This window comes from Stenotrophomonas sp. ATCM1_4 (assembly GCF_004348115.1).
Taxonomy (GTDB): Bacteria; Pseudomonadota; Gammaproteobacteria; order Xanthomonadales; family Xanthomonadaceae; genus Stenotrophomonas; species Stenotrophomonas capsici.
In genome coordinates, this window is record NZ_QPFB01000001.1 from 627,281 (window position 1) to 650,484 (window position 23,204).

Annotated in this window: 20 protein-coding genes and 2 tRNA genes; 16 read left to right on the forward strand and 6 right to left on the reverse strand. The window is 66.5% G+C overall.

Going from position 1 to position 23,204, the window contains the following annotated elements; genetic code table 11:
- Window positions 1-39 precede the first annotated feature (39 nt).
- From ATCM_RS02990 to ATCM_RS03065, 16 genes are all read left to right on the forward strand, one after another.
- Complete coding sequence (locus ATCM_RS02990) at window positions 40-903, forward strand: phage capsid protein (protein ID WP_132862772.1); 864 nt, start codon at window positions 40-42, stop codon at window positions 901-903.
- 72 nt (window positions 904-975) lie between these two features.
- Window positions 976-1,494, forward strand: a complete 519-nt coding sequence (locus tag ATCM_RS02995; protein WP_132862773.1) for a hypothetical protein — start codon at window positions 976-978, stop codon at window positions 1,492-1,494.
- A gap of 76 nt (window positions 1,495-1,570) precedes the next feature.
- On the forward strand, window positions 1,571-2,161 hold the full coding sequence (locus tag ATCM_RS03000; protein ID WP_132862774.1) for a hypothetical protein: 591 nt from the start codon (window positions 1,571-1,573) through the stop codon (window positions 2,159-2,161).
- A 3-nt stretch (window positions 2,162-2,164) separates the two neighbouring features.
- Window positions 2,165-4,348: a hypothetical protein gene (locus tag ATCM_RS03005; RefSeq protein ID WP_132862775.1), complete on the forward strand. Its 2,184-nt coding sequence runs from the start codon at window positions 2,165-2,167 to the stop codon at window positions 4,346-4,348.
- Window positions 4,345-4,794, forward strand: a complete 450-nt coding sequence (locus ATCM_RS03010; protein WP_132862776.1) for a GNAT family N-acetyltransferase — start codon at window positions 4,345-4,347, stop codon at window positions 4,792-4,794. Before ATCM_RS03005 ends, ATCM_RS03010 begins: the two co-directional genes overlap by 4 nt.
- A 2-nt stretch (window positions 4,795-4,796) precedes the next feature.
- Window positions 4,797-5,264, forward strand: coding sequence for a hypothetical protein (locus ATCM_RS03015; protein ID WP_132862777.1), 468 nt, complete (start codon window positions 4,797-4,799; stop codon window positions 5,262-5,264).
- A complete protein-coding gene (locus ATCM_RS03020) occupies window positions 5,264-7,342 on the forward strand; it encodes a hypothetical protein (protein ID WP_132862778.1) in 2,079 nt (692 codons plus the stop codon). The genes ATCM_RS03015 and ATCM_RS03020 overlap by 1 nt, the downstream gene beginning before the upstream one ends.
- Entirely contained in the window at window positions 7,339-9,783 is a 2,445-nt protein-coding gene (locus ATCM_RS03025) for a hypothetical protein (protein ID WP_132862779.1), read from the forward strand. The genes ATCM_RS03020 and ATCM_RS03025 overlap by 4 nt, the downstream gene beginning before the upstream one ends.
- A complete protein-coding gene (locus ATCM_RS03030; RefSeq protein ID WP_132862780.1) occupies window positions 9,783-12,233 on the forward strand; it encodes a hypothetical protein in 2,451 nt (816 codons plus the stop codon). Before ATCM_RS03025 ends, ATCM_RS03030 begins: the two co-directional genes overlap by 1 nt.
- 1 nt (window position 12,234) lies before the next feature.
- Complete coding sequence (locus tag ATCM_RS03035) at window positions 12,235-12,591, forward strand: hypothetical protein (RefSeq protein WP_132862781.1); 357 nt, start codon at window positions 12,235-12,237, stop codon at window positions 12,589-12,591.
- Window positions 12,581-14,221: a phage terminase large subunit gene (gene terL / locus ATCM_RS03040; RefSeq protein ID WP_132862782.1), complete on the forward strand. Its 1,641-nt coding sequence runs from the start codon at window positions 12,581-12,583 to the stop codon at window positions 14,219-14,221. Before ATCM_RS03035 ends, terL begins: the two co-directional genes overlap by 11 nt.
- A gap of 23 nt (window positions 14,222-14,244) precedes the next feature.
- Entirely contained in the window at window positions 14,245-14,493 is a 249-nt protein-coding gene (locus ATCM_RS03045; RefSeq protein WP_132862783.1) for a hypothetical protein, read from the forward strand.
- A complete protein-coding gene (locus ATCM_RS03050; protein WP_132862784.1) occupies window positions 14,486-15,028 on the forward strand; it encodes a lysozyme in 543 nt (180 codons plus the stop codon). Before ATCM_RS03045 ends, ATCM_RS03050 begins: the two co-directional genes overlap by 8 nt.
- The gene (locus ATCM_RS03055) at window positions 15,028-15,411 is read left to right on the forward strand and encodes a hypothetical protein (RefSeq protein ID WP_132862785.1); all 384 of its coding nucleotides are present in this window, start codon (window positions 15,028-15,030) and stop codon (window positions 15,409-15,411) included. The genes ATCM_RS03050 and ATCM_RS03055 overlap by 1 nt, the downstream gene beginning before the upstream one ends.
- Window positions 15,412-15,580: 169 nt before the next feature.
- The gene (locus tag ATCM_RS03060; RefSeq protein ID WP_132862786.1) at window positions 15,581-17,149 is read left to right on the forward strand and encodes a hypothetical protein; all 1,569 of its coding nucleotides are present in this window, start codon (window positions 15,581-15,583) and stop codon (window positions 17,147-17,149) included.
- Entirely contained in the window at window positions 17,149-18,720 is a 1,572-nt protein-coding gene (locus tag ATCM_RS03065; RefSeq protein ID WP_132862787.1) for a LamG-like jellyroll fold domain-containing protein, read from the forward strand. Before ATCM_RS03060 ends, ATCM_RS03065 begins: the two co-directional genes overlap by 1 nt.
- A 15-nt stretch (window positions 18,721-18,735) precedes the next feature.
- Here ATCM_RS03065 and ATCM_RS03070 read toward each other — a convergent pair whose 3' ends face one another.
- The 6 genes from ATCM_RS03070 to ATCM_RS03095 form a co-directional block, all read right to left on the reverse strand.
- Window positions 18,736-19,917, reverse strand: a complete 1,182-nt coding sequence (locus tag ATCM_RS03070) for a site-specific integrase (protein WP_132862788.1) — start codon at window positions 19,915-19,917, stop codon at window positions 18,736-18,738.
- A gap of 656 nt (window positions 19,918-20,573) precedes the next feature.
- Window positions 20,574-20,650 (reverse strand) — tRNA-Arg (locus ATCM_RS03075).
- 50 nt (window positions 20,651-20,700) lie between these two features.
- A tRNA-Arg gene (locus ATCM_RS03080) sits at window positions 20,701-20,777 on the reverse strand.
- A gap of 62 nt (window positions 20,778-20,839) precedes the next feature.
- A complete protein-coding gene (locus tag ATCM_RS03085; protein WP_132862789.1) occupies window positions 20,840-21,682 on the reverse strand; it encodes an alpha/beta fold hydrolase in 843 nt (280 codons plus the stop codon).
- Entirely contained in the window at window positions 21,679-22,488 is an 810-nt protein-coding gene (gene thiD / locus ATCM_RS03090; protein ID WP_132862790.1) for a bifunctional hydroxymethylpyrimidine kinase/phosphomethylpyrimidine kinase, read from the reverse strand. The genes ATCM_RS03085 and thiD overlap by 4 nt, the downstream gene beginning before the upstream one ends.
- A 34-nt stretch (window positions 22,489-22,522) precedes the next feature.
- Window positions 22,523-23,194, reverse strand: coding sequence for a YoaK family protein (locus tag ATCM_RS03095; RefSeq protein WP_132862791.1), 672 nt, complete (start codon window positions 23,192-23,194; stop codon window positions 22,523-22,525).
- Window positions 23,195-23,204 lie beyond the last annotated feature (10 nt).

Consider the following 23,204-nt stretch of genomic DNA (forward strand, 5'->3'; position numbering starts at 1 on the left):
CGGGCAGGCACGAGACCCATTCACCCCTTCGGAGCCCATATGAGCCAGCAGATCACCGAAGCCTTCGTGCAGCAGTTCGCGGACAATTTCCGGCACGTCGCGCAGCAGATGCCGTCCCGCCTTGAATCGTGCGTCACCATCGAATCGGGCATCGTCGGCATGTCCAAGTCCATCAACCTCCTGGGTCAGCGCACCGCCCAGCGCCGCCTGGTTCGCCACGGCGATACCCCGATCAACGACCAGATCCACGGCACGCGCTTTGTCGACCTGTACGACTGGGAAGACGGCGACATGATCGATGACCTGGACAAGGTCCGCATGCTGATCGACCCGACCAGCGACTATGTGCGCGCCATGGTCTCGGCCTTCAACCGCTCGAAGGACGATGTGGTCATCTCGGCGATGCGCGGCGCCTCGCGCGCCACCAGTGGCAGCATCATCCTGCCGGCGTCGCAGAAGGTGGCGGTGAACGCCTCGGGTCTGACCAAGGCCAAGATCATCCAGGCCAAGAAGATGTTCCGCCAGAACGAGGCGGACGAAGAGAACGGCGAAGAGCTGTACTTCGCCTACACCGCGCAGATGATGGCGGATGTGCTGTCCGACACCACCCTGACCAGCGCCGACTTCCTGGCCGTCCAGATGCTCCAGAACGGCACCATGAAGGGCAAGTGGATGGGCTTCAACTGGGTACCGACCGAACGCCTGCACAAGGAAAGCACCACCCGCTACGGCCTGGCGTGGGCGAAGTCCGGCGTGACCCTCGGCATCGGCAAGGACACCACCACCGAAGTCGGAAAGGACCCGGGCAAGGGTTTCAACACCCGCGTGTACGGCAAGCAGGCCATCGGCGCCGTGCGCTCCGAGGAAGTGAAGGTGGTTGAGGTCGCCTGCCAGGAGACCTGATCCATCTGGGGCGGCTTCGGCCGCCTCGCTTTCTCGCTTCCAGCCAACCCCAAATTTCAAGAGGTCCATACCATGGCCGTAGTGAACAAGCTGGCCGCCGCACTCGCGCAGCGCGACGGCATCCCCTCCCAGACCAACTCCACCCAGGCGTCCACGAAGGTCGCCACCGGTCGCGTCAAGGAATCCATCGGCGTCATTGCTGTGGCCAACGGTGACAGCGCAGCCAGCGTCCTGCGTCTGTTCTCGGTGCATTCGAGCTGGCGTGTCAGTGCTCTGCTGCTGTCCTCCACCGCGATCACCGGTGCCGCCGCTGATATCGGCCTGTACGACCTGCCGACCCGCAACGCTGGCGCGGTCGTGGATGCCGATCTGTTTGCCTCGGCGGCCGACCTGGCCACCGCGCAGAACAGCACGAACGTCCTGATCGAATCGGGCACCGTCACCCCGGACAAGCTGGAATGGCCGCTGTGGCGTGTGTTGGGCCTGGCCGCCGATCCGGGCGTCTACTACGACGTGGCCGCCACCTTGACCGCAGGTGCAACCGCCGCCGGCAGCATTGCCCTGAAGGGCCACCTGATCGACGGCAACTGACCCCGGAGCAGAACCCGGACAGCACCGTTCCACCATCCGGGCGCCGCGTGCGCCCGGTTTTGTTTGAGGCCAACCGATGACCAACCCCGTCGAAATCTGTTCCAACGCGCTGATGATCCTTGGCGCCAAGCCGATCGCGTCCTTCAACGAGGCGGAGGGTATGGGGTCGAACCTCGACCGGGCAAAGCTGGCTTCCAACCTGTACCCGCAGGTACGTAAGGCCATCCTGCGCGGGCACTACTGGAATTGCACCGCCCGTCGTGTCCTGCTGTCCCCCGACTCCGCGGCGCCGGCGTTCGGCTACGCCAACCGCTTCATGCTCCCCGGTGACTGGCTGCGCACCTGGGCCGTGGGCGACGAGCGCAACCGCCAGCGTGTCGCCTACCGCACAGAAGGTCGCTACCTGCTGTCGGATGAGGTGGTTATGCCGTTGCTGTACGGCGCCGACACGTCCGAGGAACAGTGGGACCCGCTGCTGGTGGACGTGATGACTGCGGCGATGGCTGCCCGGATGGCCTATCCGATCACGGCCAGCACCAGCGTGGAGGAAATGCGCCAAGGCGAGCTGCAGGCGCTGCTGCGCGAGGCAAGGGCCGTCGATGGCATGGACGATCCGCCAGAGACGCTGGGCGACTTCCCGCTGCTGCGCAGCCGCGTGCTGGGGTGACCGATGAAGATCACCCCCATTCAAACGAACTTCACCGCCGGCGAGCTGACGCCGAAGCTCTACGGTCGCGGCGACATCGACCGCTACCACAACGGCGCCGAGGCGCTGGAGAACGTAATCATCCTGGTGCAGGGCGGTGTTCGCTCCCGCTATGGCCTGCGCTTCACCGCGCAGGCCAAGCACCACGACAAGGACGCGGAGCTGATCCCCTACGTATTCAATCGCCAGCAGCGCTACATGCTGGAACTGGGCGACGCCTACCTGCGCGTTTACTTAGACAACGGTGCGCAGGTGCAGCAGGAAACCTCACCGGGCGTGTTCGTCCCCTACGAAGTCCAGACCGACTACGCCGAAGCGGACCTGTCCACCATCGAGTTCGTGCAGCGCGGTGACACCATGTTCCTGTTCCACGAGGCGTACCCGACACGGCGCCTGCGCCGGTTCGGCGATGCTTCGTGGGTGCTGGACGACGTGCCGTGGGTAGCCCAGCCATTCGCCGAGATCGGAGTCCGGCCGACTGCAGACATCGCCATCAGCGACTCCTCTGTGGGCACCGGGCGCACCATCACCGCCGCCAGTTCGGTGTTCCTGGCCGCCGACGTGGGCCGCGACATCGAAGCGGTGGGTGGATTGGGGCGCATCACGGCTGTCGCCGGCACCACCGCCACAGTCGACGTGCTGGCACCGTTCGCTACGACCAGCTATGCCGCGGGGGAATGGCTGATCTCCGGCAGCCCCATGGCCACCATCACCCCAAGCGCCGAGAAGCCCGTGGGGCAGGCGATTACCCTCACGCTGGACAAAGCCGGGTTCCGTGCCAGTGATGTGGGCAGCTGGATCGACATGAGCAGCGGGTTGGTGCGCATCACCGGCGTGACCAGTGCGACGAGCGCCACCGGCGTCATCCACCGCGAGATGGCCGCTCCGGTCGCTGTTCCGCCGCTGGCGTGGCTGCTGCAGGCGCAGGTGTGGGGTGGGGCCAACGGCTACCCGCGAACCGGCACGTTCTTTGAGCAGCGGCTGTGGCTGGGCGGTTCTCCCGGCTTCCCGCAGACCGTGTGGGGCTCGCGCATCGGTGAGTATCTCGACTTCGAGCTGGGCACCAACGACGATGACGCGGTTTCGTTCATCTTGGCCAGCGACCAGCAGAACCAAATCCTGCACCTGTCGCAGCTGCGCATCCTCCTGGCGCTGACCAATGGCGGCGAGTTCACCCTGCAGGGGAGCTTGGACAAGCCGATCACCCCGACCAACGTGCAGATCCGCAGCCAGTCGGCCTTCGGCTCCAGCGTGATCTCGCCCGAGCGCGTGGGCAATGAGCTGCTGTTCGTGCAGCGCGCCGGCCGAAAGATCCGCGCCCTGTCGGCCGACCGCATCGATTCCGACCAGTACGGCGCCCCGGAGCTGACGGTGCTGGCCGACCACATGACTGCCGCCGGCATCCGCGGCACTGCCTACGCAGCCGAACCGGATTCCCTCCTGCACTGCGTGCGCACCGATGGCCAGCTGGCGACCTGCACGGTCGACCGGGATCAGGAGGTTGTCGGCTGGTCGCGGCAGATCACAGCCGGCAGGTTCCTGGCAGCGGCCACGCTCCCAGGCGATGACGCCGACCAGGTGTGGGCCATCGTGGAACGGCAGGTGGGCGGACAGCCGCGCCGCTACATCGAGAGGTTCGACGCCGATCTCCTGACCGACTGCGCGGTGACCGCCACCAGCGACGCTGGCGACACGGTATGGCTGGGTCTGGACCACCTGGAAGGCCTGACGGTGAAGGTGAAGGCTGACGGCGTGGAGCTGACCGACCAGGTAGTGAGCGGTGGGCAGATCACCATCGAGCGGCCGGCGCGCGCCATCGAGATCGGCCTGGACTTCACTCCGCGCGTGAAGATGCTGCGGCCAGAGGCCATAGGGGCTACCGGCAGCATCCAGTCAAGCAACGTGCGGATCTCGGAGATCACCCTTCGCTTCCTCGAATCAGCGGGCGCCAAGGTCAATGGCCAGACCATCTTCGCGCGCCAGACCGGGCTGGGCGTGCTGGACAGGCCGCCGCCACTACTGACCGGCGACGAGCGCATCGAGCAACTGGGCTGGAGGCTGGGCGACTTCAATGTGGAGATCGTCCAGCCGCACCCATACCCGTTCCACCTACAGGCAGTCATCACGACCATGACGGTGAACCAATGATCCGAGAAGCAACGCACGCCGACATCCCACGGCTGCTGATCCTGGGCGAGCAGATGCACGCCGAATCCCGCTACTGCGGCCTGCCGTACAGCGCGGAGAAGATGGCCGGCCTGTTCGCCAGCCTGATCGACGGCGCCGATGGCTGCCTGCTGGTGGCCGAGAAGGCGGAGCAGGCGGTGGGCGTGTTCGCCGGCTGGTGCGCGCCGCACTACTTCACGGACGCGCGCGTGGCCAGCGACTTCGGCCTGTTCGTGGAGCCGGCGCACCGCGGCGGCGCGCTGGCGGCGCTGCTGCTGCGCAGGTTCGTGAACTGGGCCGGCGACCGTGGCGCGGTGCTGATCGACGCGGGCATCACCACCGGCGTCCATCTGGAGGCCACCACGCGCATGTACTGCAGCCTCGGCTTCGTGCCGGTGGGCACCGTGTTCGAATTCAAGGGAGGTTGATCATGTGCACTGGCGTCGAGATCGTCATGCTGGGCGGCGCGCTACTGGGGGCTGGCGCGGCCGTCCACCAGGGGCAGACCCAGAAGAACTACAACAACTACCTGGCCGCGCAGTCAGAGGCCGACGCGCGCGCCGAGCAGGGCGCGGCCCGCGTGGAGGCCGAGCGCATCCGCAAGGCCGGAAAGCAACAGAAGTCGGAGGCCATCGCCGCGTTGGCGGCGTCGGGCGTCGATGTGGCCAGCGGCACCGCGCTGAAGATCGACCAAGAGATCGGCCGGGCATCCAGCGAGGATGCTTTCCTGACGCTGGCCGGTGGCCGTGACCGCGCAGCCCGGCTCAACGCCGAGGCACAGGGCTCGCGGATGGCCGGCAGCCGAGCACAGACCGCCGGCTATCTCAGCGCCGCAAACACGCTGCTGGTCGCTGGTACCAACTCCGGCAAGGGCTGGAAGAAGGCGGGAGGTCGCTGATGGCGAAGATTCCGATGGGCAACTTCGGGCAGGGAGCCACTACGGCCCCTGTGGCGCATACGCGAGTGAGCGGACAGGGACTGGATGCCGTGTCCCGAGCGGTCGGCGACCTGGCCAATACCGGCATGCAGCTCGCCAGCCGCTACCAGCACCAGCAGGACGAGGAAGCCGAGGGCTTGGCGCGCGCGAAGGCGGCCAACGCCCAGTTGGACTATGAGCTGCAGGTGGACAACGCCACGCGCACGATGGAGGACGACGTAGCCACCGGCGCCGTCCCCTATGGGGAGGCCATGGGGCGTTACCGAGACGCCGTCGGCAAGATCGAAGTGCCCGTGATTGAAGGGCTGGCCGAGCCCCTGCAGCTGGCATATACCCGCGGGATCGAGCGGACGCAGGCCGGCGGGGCGCAGTCGATGGAGCGAGTGGTGCGCACCGCTCGCCGTGCAGACTTCAAAGGGCAGTTCGACGCTGCCCTGGACAAGCTGGGCAAGATCTCCGGCATGCCCGGCGCCGACATTTCCGCAGTGATTGATCGAGCCCGAGCGTTCGCGCCGCTCGCGCAGCAGGCAGGGCTGGATCAGGCCGTGGTCAGCAAGCGCCTGCAGGACTTCTCCGACGCGGCGTGGACGACGCAGGCCACCCAGCGCGCAATCTTCGGGCGGGAGGACGCCGGGCAGTTGAAGCAGCTGGAGCTGGATCTGTCCGCCGCCGATGGCTACTACGCCGACAAGCTGGACCCGGAGAAGCGTAACGCGCTGCTCTCGCAGGTCATGACCCGACAGCAGACTTTGGCCGACCGAGCAGAGCGCGCAGCGGATCGCGCCGACGCCAAGGGCCAGCGGGTTCTGGATCAGATCGACCGCCAGATCGCCAGTGGCGTCCCGGGAACGCCGGAAATGTGGACCAGTTGGGCGGGCGTGTTCACCGATGCCTCGCCGGAGTTGAAGGCGCAGTTCAACGAGCGCGTGCAGTCCGAGCGGGAGGTACAGGAGGTGCTGCGCATGCCTGCCGACAAGCAGGCCGCCTACCTGCAGGCAGCTGACGCCGAGCTGATGGCCAAGGGCGGAACAGTCACCCGCAAGCAGAACCTGGACCGGACCCGTACCGCCATCGAGGCGGCGCAGAAGCAGATGCAGGAAACGCCGCTGCTGTTCAATGCAAGCCGCGAGGGCGGAGAGGTCGAGCCGTTGAAGCTGGAGACGCTGGCCAGTCCCGCGGATGCCTGGGAGCTTGGCGCGCAGCTGCAGGAGCGCGCCGCGACCATCGACGCTATGCGCAAGCGGTACGGTCAGAGCGTGCAGATGGCTGTGCTGCTGCCACAGGAGGTGAAGGTGCTGGGCGACACCATGAAGCAGTCCACGTCCAAGCAGCAGGCCGAGATGTTGGGGCAGCTTCGCACTGCCGTGCAGGACGACACGGTGTTCAATGCGGTGATGCAGCAGCTGGCGCCTGAGCAGCCGGTTACTGCCTATGCAGGCATGCTGGCCACGAAGGAGCGGGCATCCGTGACGCTGCAGAAGCACACCTTCTCGGCCAATCTCACAGCTGGAGCGCGGGACGTGGCGGCCACCATGTTGGAGGGAAACCGGCTTCTCCAAGGCAAGGGCGACAACAAGTTCCCGCTGCCCCCGGAGCGAGATTTCCGTGAGGCGTTCACCAGTGCTACGGGCGCCCTGTTCGCTGGTCGGGCTGGTGCCGCCGATGTAGCAATGCAGGCAGTTCGCGCCTACTACACGGGGCAGTCTGCGGCCGAGGGCGACCATTCCGGGGAGGTTGACCCCAAGCGCCTACAGCAGGCGATAACGGCATCCCTGGGCGAGGTGGCGGACGTGAACGGAAACGGCGAGGTACTGGCACCCTGGGGGATGAGTGCCGACACCTTCGAAGACGAGGCCGAGGCGGCGTTCCTGCAGGCTGCGCGCTCTGCCCAGCTACCCGATTCTGTCACCGACAACTTCGGCGCTTACGGCCTGCGCCAGATCAGCGAGCGCAACTTCTATGTCACGCGCGGGCGCGAGTTCCTGAGCGACAAAGAAGGCAAGCCGCTGATCATCACCATCACCGGGAGCGGCCCATGAGCGTCTTCGATCTGGATCAGCAGGGGCGCAAGGCGCTGGACGAGCAGGCGGTAACGAACCCGCTGGACCTCTCGGCGGTGAAGCCGGGATTCTTCGAAGGCCTCGGCGCGGCTGTCGGCCGAGGGGTGCTTCGGGGTGGTGCGCGGGCAGGCACCGCGCTTTCGGTGGCCGGCGCTGCGGCGCCCATTGCCACGGACAGCTACCTGTCCTCCTTCGCCACGGATGACGTGGCCGACTTTCTGGAGAAGCAGGGCATCGCCAGCCCGCGGCGCGGCGCCACGACGGCGATGCAGGACCGCTACTTCCAGAGCGTGGTGGAGGACACTGGCCAGGCGGCCGTGGACTACTGGGCGCCCAGCGCCACCGAGACCGGCACGGCCGGCCGGGTGTTGGGTGGGCTGGCCGAAATCGTGCTGCCGCTGGCGGCCGGCGGCGGTAACCCATCGCTGCTGGCGGCAACCGAGGGCCTGGAGCGCCCGGCGGCGCTGGTGAAGGAGGGCGTGGCGCCCAGCACCGCGGCGGCAGTGGGCACCATCGGCGCGGTGTCCACGCTGGCCGGATTCAAGCTGCCGGCGGCGTTCGGCACCACGCTGGCGCAGCGGCTGGCCACCGGCGCTGGCGCGAACCTTGCCCTTGGCGCCGCGTCCTCTGGCGCTCAGTACGCGGCGCTGAAGGCGGCTGGCAACGACAAGCAGGCCGAGGCGTTCAATCCGGCGGACGTGGAGGCGCGCAGCATCGACCTGCTCACCGGCCTGGTGTTCGGCGGCCTGGCTCACGTCTCCGCCCCGAAGGCACCGCTTCCGCAGCGCGACGCGGTGCTGACCGGCCGGAACGCGGAGAGCTTCCAGCGCAAGGCCATGCCGGCGGCGCCGGTGAACGATGCCGCGGCGGTGCGCGGCCAGCAGGCGCTGGAGCAGGCCTTCGACCAGATGGCACGCGGCGAGTCGGTGAACGTGGTCGACACCATCAGCCCGGCCGACTTCCTGCTGCCGGTGGAGTCGAGGCCGCCGGCGGTGGCGCCGAACTACGCGGCCTACCGCCACGCGCTGGAGTCGGGTGGCAGGGCGGATGCAGCCAATCCGGCATCCTCGGCCTTCGGAATCGACCAGTTCACGGCCGGCACGTGGCGCCGGATCGTCGCCAGCGAGAAGCCGGCCTGGGCGCAGGGCATGTCCGACGCGGAGCTGCTGGCCGCCCGCGGCGACCCGGCGAAGTCGGCGGAGATGGTCGCGGCGCTGGATGCGCAGAACACCGCGATGCTGGAGCAGGCAGGGCTGCCGGTGAACCATCACACCCTGTACGCCGCGCACCACTTCGGGCCGGCATCCGCGCGCCGATTTGCCCGCGCAGCCGACGACGCGCCGATGGAGCGGCTGATCACCGCCGAGCAGCTGGCGGCCAATCCGTACCTGAAGGGCAAGACGAAGGGCGAGGCCATCGCTAACTGGGACGATCGGGCGCGCCGCGTCGGCGTGGAGGTGGCCGAGCAGGCCCGGCCGCCGAAGCCGCTACCCGAGCCGGAACCGTTCGAGGTGTTCGCCGAGCGCACCGGCCGCACCGCGGAGGTCGACACCGCCGGCCAGCCGACCTATGCGCCCGGCACCGCCTACGACTTCGACCAGACCCTGGCGTTCTACGACCGCGTGGTGGCGCCGCTGGGCAAGGGCGACAAGGCGCCCATGCCGGACGTGCTGTTCCGTGTGGGCCGCATGGATGACTACACCGCCGCCGGCCTGGCGCAGTACCTGCCGGACTTCCACGACGGCCTGCGGGATGTGCGGGTGTCCGCGCGCGCCCTGAAACACATCCACGATAGCCGGCCGGACATAGCCAGGCCGATGATCGAGCGGCTGCAGGACGGCACGCTACGCGCCGACGAAGTGTTGCCCAACCCGACCAACCCGAAGCGGGCATGGCTGGTGTTGGGTGATGCCCCCAGCGGCTCCACGCGCGGCAAGGACGGCGTGTCCGTGGTGGAGATCGCGGCGAACGGGAAGGGTGTGGATGTGGTCACGTCGATGACGGTGCGCGAGAGCGCGGTGACCAAGGCGCGGGCGAAAGCGCAGGAGATTGAAGCAACCCGGCCGGAGGGGCGGCAGAACCCTCATCCTCATCACCGGCCGGAGCCGGCTCACGCAGCAGCCGAATTTCTGCAGGTCGGCCGGGATGCTTCGGGCGGAAGCGTACCACGCCCCGCCGCTTCAAGCAGGCCGGGGGCTGAAGGCGGCAATTCCGCGGATGCCAGCCCGATCGACTCCGCCCGCCAGATCGCTGCCGACGTGCCCGACGCCCGGGTGACCACCGGCGCCGACGCGGACGGTGCGCCGGTGTTTCGCAGTGCCGCCGATGAACTGGCGGCCATTGAGGCAGAACTGAATGAGGCATCAACGGATGCCAAGGCCTATGACGCAGCGGTCAGCTGCTTTTTGAGGAAGGGATGATGCAGCCAGCATGCATTGAGGAAGTTGCAGCTGCCATCGGCCGGGTGCCGAGCGAGCGGCAGGTGGCCAAGATCGACGCCGATATCCGCCGGCACATGCGGCAGCTGGCCAGGACGGATCCCGAATGGCGCGGCCTGTCGCTGGATCAGCGACTGCGGCGGGCAGCGGATGCGGCGAAGTTCGAGGCCCTGGCCGACGCCAAGAAGGCGGCAGAACGTAAGGCCTCGCGGCTGGTTGCCCAGGTTCGGGAAACCGAAAGGATGAAGGCCAGGGCAAAGCAACTGGCCGCCCAGGGCAACAAGAATCCCCATCACGCCGCACTGTTCGAGCGCATGCGGCAGTCGGACGATTACGTCAGTGGCGTGCGCAACGAGTACATGAGCGAGCTGGCAGACGCCATTCATGCGGTTGAGCCGCGCTTCTTCGGGCTGATGGATGACCCCACGAACGTCCGCGCCTTTGCGCGCGCGGTTGTGGATGCGGACACCAGCAACCCGATCATGGCCAAGGCCGCGCAGACCTACGTGGCAGCCCTAGAGGATATGCGCCTGCGCTCCAATGCCGCTGGCACCGACATCGGACAGCTGGATTATGGGTATCTGCCGCAGGCGCATGACGTGGGCCGAGTGGCCCGGGCCGGCAAGGCCGCTTGGATGGACTTCGTGTTTCCGCGCCTGAAGCGTGACCGGTATGTCACAGAGGATGGCAGTGCCATGGGCGACGCCGAGGTGTTGCGGCTGCTGGACGGAGCCTATGACACGATCAGCACGGAAGGACGCAACAAGCGGGAACCGGGCACGGCCGGGCAGGGCTCGCGTGCAAGCAGGTTCGATGACGCGCACCGCGTCCTTCACTTCAAGGACGCCGACAGCCACATGGACTACATCGACCAGTTCGGCCGAGGCTCGCTGCTGGAGTCGATCAGCGGCCACGTCGGCGGGATGGCCAAGAACATCGGCCTCATGGAAGAGTTCGGCGCCAACCCGAACAGCACCTATCGGCTCCTGAAGGACACCGCCGAGAAGCTGGACAACACCACTGGTGCCCGTGCGGCCTGGCACGAGTTGGCCACTCTGGATATGACTTGGGACACCCTGACGGGCGTGACGGCCCAACCCGTGAGCCCCGGAATGGCTCAGGCATTTCAAGGGGTTCGAAACTTCACGACGGCAGTGAAGCTGCAGGGGGTGATGCTGTCCTCGATCACGGACGCGCCACTGCAGGTGCTGGTGGCCAGGTCCTCGGGCATCCCGATGGGGGAGGCGATGAAGTCGCTGGTCCGTGGGTTCGGCAAGCATGCAAAGGCCTCTGCAGAGGATCTGGCCCTGGGCATGGACGAGATAGCCGGCGAGATGGCGCGCTGGCACCAGAGCAATCTCGCGCAGGGCTGGACCAGCAAGCTGGCCAACACCACGATGAAGCTCACCCTGGTGGAAGCATGGACGAATGGCCTGCGTCGGGGCTTTGCCCTCACGCTTTCCCGGGCGCTGGACAGGCACCGCGAAACCGCCTGGGGGGCGCTCGATGAGATGAGCCGCCGGCGGATGGAGTCGGCCGGCGTCACCGAGGCCGATTGGCGCATCTGGCAGAAGGCGCCTTCACAGGATGGCATGCTCACCAAAAATGGCCTGCGCGCGATCCCTGGCCTGTCCTCGGCAGAATTGAACCGCGCCACGGCGCGCCTGCTTGGCTACATCGACAGTGAGGCCAGAACGGCCGTGCTGGCGCCGGACCTAACTACTAGGGCAACCATTCAGCAGGGCACCAAAGCGGGCACTTTCGGGGGCGAGATGTTGCGCTCGCTGATGCTCTTCAAGTCCTTCCCTGCGGCCATCGTGGACAAGCACTTGCGCAGGCTGCGCACGATTCCAACCACGCAAGGGAAGGTCGCCTACAGCGTAGCCATGATGGCCAGCCTGCAGTTGTTCGGCGCAGTGTCCATGCAGATGAAGGATCTCGTGAACGGGAAAGACCCGCGCGACATGACCACTCCAAAATTCTGGCTCGCAGCAGCAGCTCAGGGCGGAGGCATGGGCATCTTTGGCGACATCCTGTACACCGGCATGGGCGGCGACACGAGGGGCGGGCAGGCCAACTGGACGAGCATGTTGGGGCCGGTGTTCGGCAACGTGATGGATGCATTCAACATTGCGCGCAAGGGCGCTGGGTGGGTTCTTGCGGATGAGGGTAAGGCCGACGACGCCCGCAAGAACTTTGGAGCAGAGGTGCTGCGGTTCGCCAAGGGCAACATGCCGTTCGTGAATCTGTGGTATCTACGCGGCGCTGTCGACCACATGCTGATGCATGACCTGCAGGAGCAGCTTTCCCCGGGATATCTGCGCAGAATGCGGCGACGGGCGCAGAAGGAGTGGGGGCAGTCCTACTGGTGGGAGCCGGGAGAGGCGCTGCCCAACCGGGCTCCGAACATCGAAGCTGCAGCGGGAGAATGACATGCGTGAAGATCAATACCGCCGGCTGCAGGACCTGGAGGAAAAACTTACCGACGAGGTGCTACGGGAGGCAGACCCAGACACCTGGACAGCGCCAGGCGTCCAAGCCAAGGATCTGACCCAGCAGGACCGCGGCGACCGCTACTGGTGCAAGAAGAACGCGGTGGCCACGATAAGCCTAGCCATCCGCATCGGCTCGCTGATCGGCATGGTCCAGCGCAACGGGCCGACCGGCGGCGCTGATCCGGAAGAAGAAGGCGAGAACCCGATGGAAGCCGAGATCCGCGAGGCCGAGGCCGAGGCGAAGAAGCTGTTGGCGAAGATGCAGAAGGCCGGCCGGGTGCGCAGTGGAACGTGAAGTCGACTTCCTCACGTTCTTCCTGATCTGGGCGCGGCGCCAACGGTGGGCGGTGCCCGTGCTGCACGTTCGCATCTGCGTGTGGCTGGACAACTGCCGAGCGCCCAACCGGCTCCTGATGGTGTTTCGCGGCGCAGCCAAGTCCACCATCTACGCCGTATGGAAGGCCTACGGCCTCTACCGGAACCGGGCGTCGCGCTCGTTGATCTGGGCGGCGGACGACCCTTTGGCCACGAAGCTGACCCGTGACACGCTGAACGTTCTGCGGCATCACCCGCTCTGCGCCGGCATGCTGCCGCGCAAGCCAGGCGCGCAGCAGTTCTGGGTGAACGGTGCCACCGACGCGCGCAACCCCTCCATGCAGGCGGTGGGTGTCAACTCCAACGCCACCGGCAGCCGCGCTGACGCCATCGACTTCGATGACGTGGAGGTGCCGAAGAACATCAAGACGGTGGAGGCGCGGCAGAACCTGCGTCTGAAGATCGATGACTCCGCGCACATCGCCGTGCCGGGCGCCCAGTCCACCTACATCGGCACGCCGCACACCCACGACTCGATCTACACCGAGTTGGAGGAAGGTGGCGCCGCGGTGCTGAAGATTCCGCTCTTTGCCCACCAGCAGCGGTTCACCGACACCGGCGAGCGCACGCGCTACCCGCTGCGTATCCCATTGGCCGAGGATGGCCTGTACGTATTCCTTGGCATCGGCAAGCAGGCGCGCCTGCTGGTGGAAGGTCGGGACTATCGGGTCGAAGCCGGTGAAGTGGTGTTCGAACGGCCGCCGGCGGCGCTGATGGACTTCTACAGTGGAAACGCCTGGCCGGAGCGGTTCACGCGCGAAGACGTGGAGAACCGCCGGAAGCGGACCAGGACCATCAACGGCTGGGATTCGCAGTACCAGCTGGAGGCAAAGCCCATCGAGGAGGTGCGCTTGGACCCCGTGAACATGACCCCCTACGAAATGGAGCCAGTGATCCGGCGCGCGAACGGCGCTACCGCCATGTTCCTGGGCAGCGTCCAGATCGCCAGTGCCGCGGTGCGCTGGGACCCGGCCAGCGGCAAGCTGCGCTCGGACGTGTCCGCCGTGGCGGTGATCCTGCAGGACCTGTTCGGCCGGCGATATTGGCACCGCGCCGAGCAGTTGGTAGGGCAGCTGGCCGAGTTCGACGCCAGTGGCAAGCGGATCATCGGCGGGCAGGTCTGGCAGCTGTGCGACCTGGTGGAGCGTTTCAACCTTCCGCGCGTGGTGGTGGAGACCAACGGAATCGGAACCTTCGCGCCGGCGGTGCTGAAGGCCGCGCTGAAGCAGCGGCGCCTGCTGTGTGGGGTCTCCGAGCAACAAGCCGTGGCCAACAAGAACACCCGCATTCTCGAAGCGTTCGAGCCGTTGCTGACCACCCGCGGCCAACTCTGGGCGCACATGAGCGTTCTGCAGGGGCCGGTCTGGGACCAGATGAAGGACTGGAACCCAGCGGTGAAGGAGCAGCCGGACGATTTCATCGACGCCGGCGCGGGCGCGCTGACGGACACGCCGGAGCGCGTGGGGCAGATAGTCGGGAATCCGAACATCACCGCGCGGGACGATTGGCGCCACAGCGCAGGGGAGCATGAGGTCGTGTTCGAGCGCTGAACGTCCACCCGTTCGGAGCCTCGATGAAAGAGCAGATCACCCAAGACCTTGCCGTGGCCGCGGCGAAGATTGCCCCGGCCGCCGGCGTCACGGTCGGCACGTACAACCCCGGGTACACGCTCAGCGACGTGGCCGTGGCCTGCACCATCATCTTCACCCTGGTGCAGACGTTCGCTGTGGTGGTGAAGAACTGGGGCGATTGGAGTGCATGGTGGGTTGCCCGCTGGGCGACCATTCGCCGGGCGATTGCCAAGGTGGCTCGCCGTGGCTGACCAGGCGCCGAGCGGCAAGGGCCGCAAGTTTGGGTTTGCCGCTGCGCCGGCCGCGCTGATTCTTGCGTTGGTCGCCGCGCTCGGCCAGGACAACTCCGCGCACGAGGGGCGGAAGTACGTCCCCTACCGGGACTCGGGCGGCATCTGGACCGTGTGCGCCGGCATCACCGGGCCGGCCGTTGTGCCTGGCCGGCGGTACACCCACGCCGAGTGCGGGAAGCTCGAGCAGGACTATGTGCAGGCCATGCTGCACAACATGGGCCGCTGCGTCCGCGGAGAGTTCGAATTTCACGAGGTGAAGGCCTGGGGCCACTTCGCCTACAACGTCGGCACCAGCGGTTTCTGTTCGAGCACCGCGGCCAAACGCCTGAACGCCGGCGAGCGCGCCGCCGCCTGCGATGAAATCTGGAAGTGGCGCTTCGTCACCATCGACGGCGCCAAGCGCGACTGCTCGCTGCCGCAGTGGCGTTCGAAGTGCGGCGGCATCATCGACCGCCGGCAGTGGGAAATGGCCACCTGCAGAGGATCCCAGTGATGACCCCGCGACAGGCAATCACCATGGCAATGGTGGTGGTGCTGCTATCGATCGGCGGCTGCTACTACCTGAAGGGGCGAACGGACGCCAGCACCTCAGCCGAGAACAAGGCACTGCAAGCCCAGGCCCGAGCCACCAGCACCAGCGTCCAGATCAGCCGCGACACCGCCGCCGCCGTCGACCTGGAAGCCCACGAAACCCGCGAGCGCACCGCCAAGGCGGTGGAGGCCATCCATGCGACTTCTTCCGACCCTGATCCTGCCGCTGCTGCTGACATCCTGCGCATTGCTCGGGAGGCGCACGACCGAGCCATACGTGCCGCCTGCAGGGTGCAGCGAACGAGCGATTGCACAGCGACCACCCGCACCGCCGATCGACCGTGACTGGGTGAAGTGGGCCGCGGCCTACGTGGGTGCCGTTGGGGCGTTCGAGGACAGCGAGAACAAGCGCGCCTACACGGCCGACTGCCTGGACGAACACCGGGGCAAATAGTCGGGAACCGGAACCCCCCGCACGCTGAGAATTTTGGGCAGTCCTCCATGGCGCTGCCTCATGACCGTTCCCGCATACTCCGGCCCGAACACCTCCATCGCCAATGGCGTGACGACGGTGTTCCCGTACAGCTTCAAGATCCTGCATCCCTCGCACCTGCTGGTGACCGTCGATGGCTTGGTTCGGCAGCTGGGCGTGCATTACACCGTCGAGGGCTCGGGCAACCCCGGCGGCGGGAACGTCGTGTTCATCGATGCCCCGGCCTTGAACGCCAAGGTGGACCGCCGGCTACGCATGCCGTTCGTGCGCATGACCGACTATCAGAATCTGGGCGACCTGCTGGCCAATACGCTCAATGATGACCAGGACTCGCCGGTACTTATGATCCAGCAGCTGGCTGCGGGTGCCATGCTCGAAGCTCTGGACCCGGACTCTGGCGAATTCGTATGGGACGCCAAGGGGCAGAGGATCATCCGGGTCGGCGACGCCGTGGCTGATGCTGATGCGATGAACAAGCGCAGCACGCTCACCCTGGTTGAAGAGATCCAATCAGGTGGTGGTGGGGTGGGAATCAAGCCGGTGACCTACCTGTTCCAGGACGACGACGGAGAGGGGCTGGCCGATGGCGTGGCCACGGACTTCCCGATTCCCCAGGCCACCGTCGATGACCCGGGGATGTACGACGTTTACTTCGAGCGGACGCTGGGTGCGCTCGACTTCGTTGGCATGCGCCCGGGGCTGGACTACCGAGTGAACATCGGTCTGGACCCGGCTGACTCGGTGATGAGCTTTGCAGTGGCTCCTGCCGCCGGCCTGCGAGGCTTTGCGGTGCTGCGAGGCTACGCCCGGCCTTGGACCGGCGGCACCCCCCTGACCACAGCCGCGATGCAGCGCGTGGTGCTGGATGATGAAACCCTGCTGATCGACGGGACGTTCGAGAATGCCCTGATCGTCTGCACCTCGAACCAGCCGGTCACGCTTACCATCCGGGCCAACACCGGCAGCGCGGACGCAGACTGGCGCAAAGGCGACCGCGCGCCGTTCTTCATGGTCCAGCAGCTCGGCCTTGGAAAGGTCGCCATCGTTGCGGAAGCCGGGGCTACCGTTGCGCCCCCCACGGGCTTCCTGCTGGAGAGCCGCGCACAGGGGGCAACCTTCACCGCGATTGCATCCAAGGACGACACTTGGACGGCGGCCGGCGACCTGCTGCGGGTCACCACTGAGCCGGCAAAGCAGCTGTTCCGGCTGGTCGACCGTTCGGTGCTGATGGGCACCAACATCGCCGTCGGCACCACGAAAGACAGCTTCATCATGCCGTACGACTTCATGCTGGATGAGGTCAGCTCCAACGGACTGTACGCGGGCCTGACCGTGGCACAGGCGGCCGGCGTTCTGCTTACCGTCGATGTGAATGTGGACGGGGTGAGCATCTTCGCCACCCGGCTCACCTTCGACAATGCGGAGAAGACCACCATCACCGCGGCCACCCCAGCGGTCTACAGCGCGGCATTTGTCACGGCCAACCGCATCATCCCCGCCGGCGCCGAGGTGACCATCGATGTGGACCAGATCGGCACCGCGCTGGCCAAGGGCCTGGCGGTCTACCTGCGCGGCATGAGGGCGAACTGATGAGTTCCATCCTGTCGCTGAGGCCTGACCTCGATCAGAACGTCGATGCGCTACCACTGTTCATTGCGGGGGCGTTGCCCAGCACCCGGCCGGCGATTGCGTATGAAGGCCGTCTGTCGATTCGAAACCCCGCTGGCCCTTGCACGGTCGAGCAGGTTGGCGGTGACAGCCTCCCCCCCGGTTCATCGTTGTCCGTCGACAACGCCACAAAGCAGGTGGTGCTGGCGTGGCCGGCCTACAGCGAGTACGTCACCCCACTGGAGAACCCGGGCTTTGAAACCGGCGACACCAGCGGCTGGAGCTTCACCCCGCGAGGGGGTGGCGGGGTTCCTGTTGTCGATAGCGCATACCGGTACGAGGGCGCGCACTCGCTGCGGTGGCCGGGTGGGCGCGGGATGGGCAGCGAGGGCGGCATCGAGGTCGAGGCCTGGAACAACACAATCGCTCCCTGCCTGCCCGGCCGGCGCGTCACCATCCACACCCGGTGCATGTACAACCCAGCCGGGCACCACTTTGGCAGCCGCTACCAGGGGCTGATCCGCTTCCTGGACAGCATGGGCAACCCCATCGGCTCCCCGGCGCGGGGGAAGCAGTTCAAAGGGCGCGGCAACAACGGGCGCTGGAACGATGCCTCGGCCACCGCAGTCGGGCCGGCCGGAACCGCCGGCGTCCAGCTGGGCGCGTGGCTCACAGGGTCCGAGGCCGCCACATGGCTCGACGCGGCGAGCTGGGATGTGCCTTCCGCCTTCGGTATCAATGCGCCCGCCACTATCCAGCTCGTGCTTCGGGTCCGCGACAGCGCTGGACGTACGGCACTGTGGTCGGGTTCGGTGACCGTCAGCGCTGCGGATCCGATCGCAGTATCGATTTTGGCGAAGCTGACCTGCTTCTGGCCGTTCGAGTCCACGTCAGGGGCGACGATGTCCACAACCCAGGCGGATGTGCTTGGAACTGGCCCGGAAAACGCCGTACTTCGATACGGGAGCGCCCCTGCAGTGGGGGCTGGCCGCACAGGCAGCCGCTCCGCACCTATGATGGCCAACTGTGGGTACGCCACTACCAGTGAAACGAGCAAGCTGGCGGCCGGTGCAGGCGACTATTGCATGTTTGGCTGGGTTCGCGTTGCCGCAAACCCGACCAACGACACCGGCATTATGTGCAGGTATGACTCCGCCCTCACGGGCAGTTCTGCCGGCGCAGGGATGAGGTTCAAATCATCTGGCGCTGTTCAGGGGTGGTTCTCAAACGGGACTGCCGATAGAGCTGCAAATGTTGCAGGGCCATTCCCCCTCAACCAATGGGCTTTCGTCCTCAGCCAGCGGCGCAACAATCTTCTGAAAACAAGCGTGAATAACTCTGCATTCAGCAGCGAAATCAGCGTTGTTGGAGATGTTCCGAGAGTTGGAAATCTTCTCTACTTCGGATGCAGCGGCGACTACTTCAAGATCAATGGAAGGGTTCAGGACTTCGGCTGGATCAAAGGGGAGTCCCTGACCGACGAAGAGATCGCATGGCTGTATAACGCGGGAGCTGGTCGGACCATTGAAGAGATTCAAGCCGCTGCTGGATAGGGCCATTGGCGCAGGCTAGGCGTGGGCAGGTTCAGATCCTGAGACGGCAGGGTTCAGGCCAAGGAAGGCCTGCCATTCTTCCATCAGCGTCCGCCGGCGATCGAGCAGCGCGCCGCGGCGGTAGGCCGCCTCGGCCTTGTTCCGAATCGCGTGGGCCAGTGCCATCTCCACAACTTCATTGGGCGTCTCGGTTTCTTCGGCAGCCCAGTCGCGGAAGCTGGACCGGAAGCCGTGGACGGTGAAGGGTAGGCCCAGCCCCTTGGGCGCCGGCTTCTGGACCAGGTACAGCATGGAGTTCTCGGACAGCTTGAACGGCGGCTCCTTCCGGCTGAGGGGTTCGAGGATGGCCATGGCCGCGGCGGTCAGCGGCACCGAGTGCTCCCGACCTCCCTTCATGCGGCCGGCCGGGATGGTCCAGACACGCGCCTCCAGGTCGAACTCGGACCAATCGGCTCCAACCACCTCATCGGTGCGAGCAGCTGTGAGGATGGTGAAACGCAAGGCGCGGCGGGATCGGCCGTCCCGTTCAGCCAGGGTGGCCATGAAGGCGGGCACCTCCGGGTACGGCATGGCCGCGTGATGCCGGCCTTTGGTGACCTTGGAAGGCTTCGGCAGCAGGTTCTGCAGGTGTCCCCGCCACCTGGCCGGATTCTCGCCTTCCCGCATGCCATGGACCTTGGCCCAGTCCAGCACCCGCTCGATCCGGCCGCGGACGCGGGTGGCCGTCACGGTCTTGTTCTCCCATATCGGGCGCAGGCATGCCATCACCATGGGGGTATCCACCTCGGCCACGGGTGTCGCGCGGGCAGGACCGTAGTCCTTCAGGGACTGGGTCCACTGCTCGGCCTGGGCATCGTTCTTCCATCCGGCCCGGTGCGTAGCGATGTAGGCGTCGGCGGCTTCCCCGAAGGTGGCGCCAGCCGATTTGGCAGCCCGCCTGGTGGCGATAGGGTCGCCCCCGGCCACCAGCAGCTTGTGCTGGGCGATGGCTGCCTGCCTGGCTTCGGCAAGCGAGACCACGGCGGCTGAGCCCAACCCCATCTCCCGGCGGCGTCCGGCGCGCTGGTACCGCAGCACCCAGGACTTGGCGCCAGTCGGTCCGATCAGCAGGTACAGGCCGGCGCCGTCGGCGTGATAGCCTTGCTTGGTGAGAGTTTGGACCGCCCGAGCGCTCAGGCGGTGGATAGGTCGAGCCATCGTATCTGCCCCATCATCTGCCCCATGTTTGGGGTGGCGATTGTATGAGAAGGCAGGATAAGGGTGTGGAGTCTCAACCGTTGATACGCAAGGGTTTTGAGAGGCCGAGAGAACGCTGGAGATGGTCAAATCGGCCTCTCACTCCGCCAGTCTAAAAAAGCCCCTTTTCAGGGGCTTTTTTATTGCCCGTGATATTGCCTCGGCGTGCGACGCATGCGCGTATGTTCGAAGCCTGCCGGCTTCGTTGTCATCAGTGCCGCGAGTGGGTTGAGGTGATGTCGTGGTGAATTGCATGCGTTGCTTCGGGCATGTCCTTGAGGGCGTTCTCAGCCGGGAGCCTGCATGCGTGGTGCGCACGGCGAAGCATGAAGCGGCAGGGTGCCGTGGTGGCGAGTGGTGCGTGGTCCTGTTGCCTTGCTTGGTGCGCGCCAGTGTGTGCACGCCTGCCGGGGTGATGCAGGCGGCCTGGGGTGGCGGCGGAGCTGTATGTTGCGCGTGGCGCTGTGATCGCGCGCGTCTGAGGGTTGCTTCGTGCCGGGTGCGTGCGCGGCTACCTTGTGGCGGCGTGAGCGCATGCGAGGGAGGGGGGGGGAGGTGGGGTTGCCTAGATGACGGGCATAAAAAAAGCAGGCTGCGCCTGCTGTTTTTTATTGAAATGGTGCGCCCGGAGAGATTCGAACTCCCGACCGCCTGGTTCGTAGCCAGGTACTCTATCCAACTGAGCTACGGGCGCATATTTCATTAGGTTTTGGAGCATGCAGAATTGAATTCTGCTTTCTGACGTGGTGCGCCCGGAGAGATTCGAACTCCCGACCGCCTGGTTCGTAGCCAGGTACTCTATCCAACTGAGCTACGGGCGCGTCGTCAGGAGCGAGATTATGCGGATATGCCGCGGCTGCGTCAACGCTTTTGTGAAATTTTCTTAATCATCGTGATGAAGCAATGCCGAGGCGACGGACTGCGGAGATTTCATCCAGTGGAAGTGATCTGCACGGACGTTGAGCTGGGCCGAAGACAGTAATTGCAGCGTGCTCGGAGCGGCCGGCATCTTCGCCAACAGGGCGCGCATGGAGCTGGCCGGTGCAAGCCAGTCCGCATCGAACACAACGGCCGCGACCGGCGCCTGGATGCGGCGCAGCCCTGCCTCCAGGTCAGCATCCAGTCCTGCGGCGGCGTAGTGGTTGCTGAGGCCGACGCGCGCCCAATCGCGGATCAGGCCGCGGGCCTCGGTGCCGCCGAAACCCACGCGACGTCCGGGCAGGGTGCCATTGCGATCGGCGAGCCAGGGCAGGAAGCGATAGGCCAAGGGCAGCAGGTAGCCACGGGGCGGGGGAAAGCTGCGCCACCATGGCGTGCCGCTGGCGACCAGGTAGAGCGCATCCAGTTCGTCGGTCCGTTGGCCGGCGTAACAGCTGCCGAGCTGTCCGCCGAGGCTGTGCCCGCCCAGGCGCATCGGCAGGCCCGGCAGCGCAGCGTGCAGCGCGGCTTCGGCGGCAGGCAGGTCGTGCTGCAGCAGCTCGCGGTAGCCCCAGTCCTGGTGGCGGCCCGGACGCAGGCTGCTGCTGCCGTTGCCACGCCACTCATGCAGGAGCACGGCGATGTTGCGTGCCGCCAATGCTTCGGCGAAAGGAAGGTAGTGGCGGGCGGCGACGCCCAGGGCGGGCAGCCACAGCAGGCTGGCAATGGGGCGGTCAGGCAACTGCGCCAGCAGTTCGAAGCGGTGCCCATCGGTCGTGGTGACGTCCAAGCGGGCCTCGCCGATCATGCGGAAGGTGCCGCGCCAAAGTGATCCAGCACCATGGCCTCGCTGCGGCCGGGCAGGTAGCCGCCGCGCAGGCCGCGTGCGACGTAGTCGATCGCCGCTTCGCAGGCGTTGGCCGCGCTCAGGCCGCGGCACAACTGGGCGGCGATGGCCGAGGCAAGCGTGCAGCCGGTGCCATGCGCGTCCACCGGCAGTCGTGCGTGGCTGAACTCCTCGCTGCTGACACCGTCGAAATAGCGGTCGATGACGCGGCTGCCTTCGTGCAGGTGGCCGCCCTTGAGCAGGACGGCGCCGGCCCCGAGTTGGATCAATGCGGCGGCGGCGTCCTCGGCGTCACCGGCATGGGTGATGCGTCGGCCGAGCAGCAACTCGGCCTCGGGTGTGTTGGGGGTGAGCAGCGTAGCCAGCGGTACCAGGCGCTCGCGCATGGCCTGCAAGGCGCTGTCTTCGAGCAGCTTGGCGCCGCTGGTGGCGACCATCACCGGGTCCAGCACCACGTGGGCGGGACGGCGTTGCTCAAGTACATCGGCGACGAGATGGATCACCTCGGCATTGGCCAGCATGCCCAGCTTGACGGCATGGATGTCGAAGTCGTCGAAGCAGGCGTCGATCTGCGCGCGCAGGAAGCCCAGCGGTGGAACATGCACGGCGGTGACGCCGCGGGTGTTCTGCGCGGTCAGCGCGGCGACGGCCGACAGCCCGTGCACGCGATGGGCGGCAAAGGCCTTGAGGTCGGCCTGGATGCCGGCGCCGCCGCCGCTGTCGGAGCCGGCGATGGTCAAGGCGGAAACGGGCGTGGAAGGGGTCATGCGCCGATTGTGCAGTGTTTGCGCGATGCCTGCCTCAGTGATGCCGGAACAGCGCCCATTGGCGATACAGCACGTAGCCCAGGCCGGTCAGGCCGGTCAGCAGGGCCGGGACCAGCAGCGCGTCGTACTGCCAGCGCATGAACAGCCAGGCGCCGGTCACGCCGCCGGCGAGGAAGCCGCTGATGATCAGGCCGCTGAGGGTCAGTCGTCGCAATTGCAGCGGCAGGCCGCGCAGCAGATGCCCGAGGCCGATGCCCAGGTCGGTGAACATGCCGCTGAGGTGGGTGGTGCGCACCACCGCGCCACTGAAGGTGGTGGCCAGCGCGTTCTGCAGGCCGCAGGCCATGGCCGCGGACATCGCGCCCCACACCTGGTGCTGCTTGAACAGGGGGATGGCCAGCAACAGCAGCATCGATTCCAGCGCAAGGGCCACGCCGTAGCGGCGCCCCAGTTGCAGGGTGCTGTCCTGGATGAGCAGCCCGCTGAGCATGGCGCCCAGCGAGAAGGCGATCAGCAGGCCCCAGAGGTGGCCGACGCTGCGCCAGTCGCGCTGGGCCAGTGCCATGCCCAGCTGGCTGGTGCTGCCGGTCAGGTGGCTGACGGCCTGATGCTCGAAGCCGAGAAAGCCGACCACGTTGACCATGCCGGCAACGCACGACAGTGCGACGGCACCAATCCAGACCCAGGTGGGCAGGCGTATTCCCACGTCCCTCGCA

Excerpts from the sequence above, each read along its gene's own strand:
- ATCM_RS03035 (WP_132862781.1), top strand. The coding sequence starts at position 12,235 with ATGCGTGAAGATCAATACCGCCGGCTGCAGGACCTGGAGGAAAAACTT.
- ATCM_RS03065 (WP_132862787.1), top strand. The coding sequence starts at position 17,149 with ATGAGTTCCATCCTGTCGCTGAGGCCTGACCTCGATCAGAACGTCGAT.
- ATCM_RS03010 (WP_132862776.1), top strand. The coding sequence starts at position 4,345 with ATGATCCGAGAAGCAACGCACGCCGACATCCCACGGCTGCTGATCCTG.
- ATCM_RS03000 (WP_132862774.1), top strand. The coding sequence starts at position 1,571 with ATGACCAACCCCGTCGAAATCTGTTCCAACGCGCTGATGATCCTTGGC.
- ATCM_RS03020 (WP_132862778.1), top strand. The coding sequence starts at position 5,264 with ATGGCGAAGATTCCGATGGGCAACTTCGGGCAGGGAGCCACTACGGCC.
- ATCM_RS03030 (WP_132862780.1), top strand. The coding sequence starts at position 9,783 with ATGCAGCCAGCATGCATTGAGGAAGTTGCAGCTGCCATCGGCCGGGTG.
- ATCM_RS02990 (WP_132862772.1), top strand. The coding sequence starts at position 40 with ATGAGCCAGCAGATCACCGAAGCCTTCGTGCAGCAGTTCGCGGACAAT.
- ATCM_RS02995 (WP_132862773.1), top strand. The coding sequence starts at position 976 with ATGGCCGTAGTGAACAAGCTGGCCGCCGCACTCGCGCAGCGCGACGGC.
- ATCM_RS03025 (WP_132862779.1), top strand. The coding sequence starts at position 7,339 with ATGAGCGTCTTCGATCTGGATCAGCAGGGGCGCAAGGCGCTGGACGAG.
- ATCM_RS03070 (WP_132862788.1), bottom strand. The coding sequence starts at position 19,917 with ATGGCTCGACCTATCCACCGCCTGAGCGCTCGGGCGGTCCAAACTCTC.
- ATCM_RS03015 (WP_132862777.1), top strand. The coding sequence starts at position 4,797 with ATGTGCACTGGCGTCGAGATCGTCATGCTGGGCGGCGCGCTACTGGGG.
- ATCM_RS03005 (WP_132862775.1), top strand. The coding sequence starts at position 2,165 with ATGAAGATCACCCCCATTCAAACGAACTTCACCGCCGGCGAGCTGACG.
- ATCM_RS03045 (WP_132862783.1), top strand. The coding sequence starts at position 14,245 with ATGAAAGAGCAGATCACCCAAGACCTTGCCGTGGCCGCGGCGAAGATT.
- ATCM_RS03055 (WP_132862785.1), top strand. The coding sequence starts at position 15,028 with ATGACCCCGCGACAGGCAATCACCATGGCAATGGTGGTGGTGCTGCTA.
- ATCM_RS03060 (WP_132862786.1), top strand. The coding sequence starts at position 15,581 with ATGACCGTTCCCGCATACTCCGGCCCGAACACCTCCATCGCCAATGGC.
- thiD (WP_132862790.1), bottom strand. The coding sequence starts at position 22,488 with ATGACCCCTTCCACGCCCGTTTCCGCCTTGACCATCGCCGGCTCCGAC.
- ATCM_RS03085 (WP_132862789.1), bottom strand. The coding sequence starts at position 21,682 with ATGATCGGCGAGGCCCGCTTGGACGTCACCACGACCGATGGGCACCGC.